Origin of the sequence: Streptomyces marinisediminis (assembly GCF_026262575.1) — a bacterium.
Classification (GTDB): domain Bacteria; phylum Actinomycetota; class Actinomycetes; order Streptomycetales; family Streptomycetaceae; genus Streptomyces; species Streptomyces marinisediminis.
In genome coordinates, this window is sequence record NZ_JAPKFL010000060.1 from 1 (window position 1) to 5183 (window position 5183).

Here is a 5183-nt window from a genome sequence, read left to right on the forward strand (position 1 = left end):
GATGCGGCACGGCGTGCTGCCGCGCACCCTGCACGCCCAGGAGCCCACCCCCCACGTCGACTGGGACGGCTCCGCCCTGGCCCTGCTCACCGAGGCCCGCGACTGGCCCGAGACCACCCACCCCCGCCGCGCCGCCGTCTCCTCCTTCGGGATCAGCGGCACCAACGCCCACGTCGTCATCGAACAGGCGCCCGCCGCACCCCCCGCGGAACGGGACGAGCCGCGCCCGGAGCCGGGCCTTGCGCTGCCGTGGGTGCTCTCCGCCAAGACGGACGCCGCCCTGCGGGCCCAGGCCGAACGGCTGCGGCGGCACGTCGGGGAGCGCCCCGAGCTGGCCCCGCTCGACGTCGGCCTCTCCCTCGCCACCGGACGCGCCCGGCACGAGCACCGGGCCGCCGTGCTCGGCCACGACCGGGACGAACTGCTGGACGCCCTGGACGCGCTGGCCCGGGGCGAGGACGCCCCCGGGGTCGTGCGCGCCCAGAGCGGCCCGCGCACCGGCACCGCGTTCCTGTTCACGGGGCAGGGCAGCCAGCGGCCGGGCATGGGCCGCGAGCTGCACGCGGCCTCGCCGGTCTTCGCCGCCGCCTTCGACGAGGTCTGCGCCCACTTCGAACCCGGGCTGGCGAAGCTGGTGTTCGACGGCGGGGACGAGCTGAACCGCACCGCGTACGCGCAACCCGCCCTGTTCGCGCTGGAGGTGGCACTGTTCCGGCTCGCGGAGTCCTGGGGCGTCACCCCGGACTACCTGCTGGGCCACTCCGTCGGCGAGTTCGCCGCCGCCCACGTCGCCGGCGTCCTCTCGCTCGCCGACGCCTGCACCCTGGTGGCGGCCCGGGGCCGGCTGATGGAGGCGCTGCCCCCCGGCGGCGCGATGCTCGCGGTGGAGGCCGAGGAGGCCGAGGTCACCCTGCCCGACGGGGTGAGCCTGGCGGCGGTCAACGGCCCCCGCTCCGTCGTCGTCTCCGGTGACGAGGAGGCGGTCGCCGCGCTGGAGGAGCGGTGGCGGGCCGAGGGCCGCAAGGTCAAGCGGCTCGTCGTCTCGCACGCGTTCCACTCCCACCGCATGGACGGCATGCTCGACGCCTTCGCGCGGGTGGCCGAGCAGGTCGCCTTCCACCCGCCCGCGCTGCCGATCGTGTCCACCGTCACCGGAGACCTGGTGGACGCCGCGACACTGTGCACCCCGCGCTACTGGGTGGACCAGGTCAGGCAGGCGGTGCGCTTCGCCGACGGGGTGCGCCGCCTGGCGGCCGAGGGCGTCACCGACTACCTGGAACTGGGGCCCGACGGGGTGCTCTCGGCGCTGGTGCAGCCCTGCCTGACGGCACCGCCCGCCTCGGCGGCCCCGCTGCTGCGCGCCCAGCGGCCCGAGACGCTGACCGCCGCCTCCGCCCTGACCCGCTGCGGCCTGCGCGGCACCGGCCTCGACTGGGACGCCGTCCTCCCCGGCGGCCGCCGCGTGCCGCTGCCCGGCTACCCCTTCCAGCGGCAGCGCTACTGGCTGACGGCGGCGGACACCGTCGGCGACGCCGCCGACCTCGGCCTCGACGCGGCCGGCCACCCGCTCCTCGGTGCGGCGGTGGACCTGGCGGGCAGCGACCTCACCGTCCTCACCGGACGCGTGGGGCTGCGCGGCGACCCGTGGCTGGCCGACCACACCGTGCTGGGCACCGTGCTGCTGCCCGGGGCCGCCTTCGTGGACCTCGCGCTGCACGCCGCCCGGCAGGTCGGCTGCGCGCTGGTCGACGAGCTCACCCTGACCGCGCCGCTGGTGCTCGGGGAGCACGACGACGTCCAGCTCCAGGTCACCGTCGGCGCCCCCGACGACACGGGGCGGCGTCCGCTGACCGTCCACTCCCGGGCGGCCGGCGCCCAGGACGGCGCGGACCGGCCGTGGACCCGGCACGCCGAGGGCGCGGTGAGCCCCGGCCCGGCCGCCGCGCCGCCCGCCGACACGCGGCCGCCGACCGGGGCCCTGGAGATCGACCTCGACGACGTCTACGCCCGGCTCGCCGACGAGCACGACTACCGGTACGGGCCGCTGTTCCAGAACCTGCACGCGGTCGCGCGGCACCAGGACGACCTCTACGCCCGCGTCGCCCTGTCCGACGAGCACCCCGCCACCGCGGGGCACGCGCTGCACCCGGCGCTGCTCGACGCGGTGCTGCACCCGCTGCTGCCCGGGGTGGCGGACGTGGCGACGCGTCCCATGGTGCCGTTCTCCTGGTCCGGCGTCAGCCTCTCCGCCCCCGGCGCGGACGCGGTCCGGGCCCGGCTCACGCTGCGGAAGTCCGACGACACCACCGTCGCGGTCGGGCTCACCCTCACCGACGACGCGGGGCAGCCCGTGGCCGCGGTGGAGGAGCTGCTGCTGCGCCCGCTGTCCCCCGGCGACCTGCCGGCGGCGACCGCGCGGCCCTCCCGGGCGCTGTTCGACCTGCGCTGGGACCCCGTGCCGCTCGACACCGCCTCCGCCGCCCCGGAGTGGACCGTCCTCGGCCCGGACCGCGGCCTGCCCGGCGACCGCACCCACGCCGACCTCGCCGCGCTGCGCCGGGCGGTCGACGACGGCGCGCCCGCCCCCGCGACGGTCCTGCTCCCGCTGGACCCGCCGCGAACCGGGGGCGCGGACGGCGTCCCCGCCGCGACCCGCGCCGCCCTGGCCGACCTGCTGGGCACCGTGCGGGACTGGCTGACCGACGAGCACTTCGCCGCCACGCACCTGGTCGTGCTCACCAGCGGAGCCGTCCCCCGCGACGGCGAGGACCTCACCGACCTGGCGTCGGCCGGCGGCTGGGGCCTGCTCCGCTCGGCCCAGGCCGAACAGCCCGGCCGCATCACCCTCGTCGACGCCGACGACCACGCCGGGACCCGCCAGGCCCTCGGCGCGGCGCTGGCCACCGGCGAACCACAGCTCCTCCTGCGGGCCGGGCAGGCGTTCGTCCCCCGGCTCGCGCCCGCCGACCCCGGCACCCTCGCGCCGCCGGCCCTGGCCGGCGCGGACGGCCGGGACGGCACGGTGCTGATCACCGGTGGCACCGGGGCGCTGGGGGCGATTCTGGCGCGGCATCTGGTGGCTGTGCACGGGGTGCGGCGTCTGCTGCTGCTGAGTCGGCGGGGTCTGGACAGTCCGGGTGCGGGGGAGTTGGTGCGGGAGCTGGGTGAGCTGGGGGCGCGGGTGCGGGTGGTGGCGGCCGACGCGGCCGACCGGGAGGCGTTGGCGGCGGTGCTCGCCGACGTGCCGGAGGAGCACCCGCTGACCGCCGTCGTCCACACCGCGGGCACGACGGACGACGCGACGATCGCCTCCCTGTCGGCGGAGCAGCTCGCGGGTGTGCTGCGTCCGAAGGTGGACGGGGCGTGGAACCTGCACGAGCTGACGCGGGACCGCGAGCTGTCGGCGTTCGTGCTGTACTCCTCGGTGGCGGGTCTGCTGGGCACTCCGGGGCAGGCCAACTACGCGGCGGCCAACACCTTCCTGGACGCCCTGGCCCACCACCGGCACGCGGCCGGGCTCCCCGCCCACTCGCTGGCCTGGGGCCTGTGGGACGACACCAGCGCCCTGAGCGCCCACCTGTCGGACGCCGACCTGCAACGCCTGTCCCGGCTCGGGCTCAGGCCCCTCACCGCGCCCGAGGCCACGGCGCTGTTCGACACCGCCCTCACCCTCGACCGCCCCGTCCAGGCCCTCACGCACCTGGACACCCCGGCGCTGCGCGCCGCGACGCAGCTCCCCGCCGTCCTGCGCGGGCTGGCACCCCGGCCCGCCGCCGCGCCCCGGCAGCAGGCGTCGCTGCCCGAGCGCCTCGCCCCGCTGCCGCCGGCCGAACAGGAGCGGGTGCTCACCGACCTGGTCCGGGCCAAGACGGCCGCCGTCCTGGGCCACTCCGACCCCGCGGCGATCGACGCGGCCCGCGCCTTCAGCGAGGTCGGGTTCGACTCCCTCACCGCGATCGAGCTGCGCAACCAGCTGGGCGGCGCCACGGGGCTGCGGCTGCCCACCACGGTCGTCTTCGACCACCCCAACCCCGGCGCCCTGGCCCGCTACCTGCGCGCGGAGCTGAGCGTCGAGACCACGGCCCCGTCCCCGGCCGAACCTCTGCTGGCCGACCTCGACCGGCTGCGGGGCCTGCTGCCGGAGGCGCTGACCGACGCCTCGGCACAGGAGCGCGTCGTCGCCCGGCTCAGGGAACTGCTGGAGCTGGCCGACGGCACCGCCCCGTCCGACGAGGACGGCGACGACCTGGAGACCGCGACCGACGAGGACCTGTTCGCCCTCGTCGACGAGTTCGACTGACCCGGCCGCACCCACCGTCCCCCTTCCACACTCGACCATGGAGCTGAGACGAACGTGAGTGACGAGAACCAACTCCGCCAGTACCTCAAGCGTGCGGTGGCCGACGCTCGTGCCACCCGCAAGCGTCTGCGCGAGGTGGAGGAGAAGGACCAGGAGCCGATCGCGATCGTCGGCATGGCCTGCCGCTACCCCGGCGGGGTGCGGTCGCCCGAGGACCTGTGGCGGGTGGTCGCCGACGGCGTCGACGCGGTGTCGCCCTTCCCCGAGCACCGCGGGTGGCCCGAGGACCTCTACGACGCCGACCCCGAGGCGGTCGGCCACTCCTCCACCCGGCACGGCGGGTTCCTGCACGACGCGGACGAGTTCGACCCCGAGTTCTTCGGGATGTCCCCGCGCGAGGCGCTGGCCACCGACCCGCAGCAGCGGCTGCTGCTGGAGACCGCCTGGGAGACCTTCGAGCGGGCGCGGATCGTGCCGGACTCGGTGCGCGGCAGCCGCACGGGCGTGTTCGTCGGCGCCATGTACAACGACTACGGCTCCCGCCCCCACCTGCCGCCGCAGGAGTTCGAGGGCTACCTCTACAGCGGCAGCGCCGGCAGCGTCGCGTCGGGCCGGCTGGCCTACACCTTCGGGCTGGAGGGCCCGGCGGTCACGGTCGACACCGCGTGCTCGTCCTCGCTGGTCGCCCTGCACCTGGCGGCGGGCGCGCTGCGCCGCGGCGAGTGCGGACTCGCGCTGGCCGGCGGCGTGACGGTGCTGGCCACGCCCATGCCCTTCGTCGAGTTCTCCCGGCTGCGCGGCCTGTCGCCCGACGGCCGGTGCAAGTCGTTCTCGGCGGGGGCGGACGGGACGGGGTGGGCCGAGGGGGTGGGTCTGCTGTTGT

Annotated in this window: 2 protein-coding genes; both read left to right on the top strand. The window is 76.9% G+C overall.

What is annotated here, in order from left to right; all coding sequences use genetic code 11:
* The coding region (locus OSB71_RS23940) for a type I polyketide synthase (protein ID WP_265950898.1) at positions 1 to 4300 on the top strand (4300 nt) is incomplete at its 5' end.
* Between the two features lie 54 nt (positions 4301 to 4354).
* Positions 4355 to 5183, top strand: an 829-nt coding sequence (locus OSB71_RS23945) for a beta-ketoacyl synthase N-terminal-like domain-containing protein (RefSeq protein ID WP_265950899.1), incomplete at its 3' end; no start/stop codon positions are given.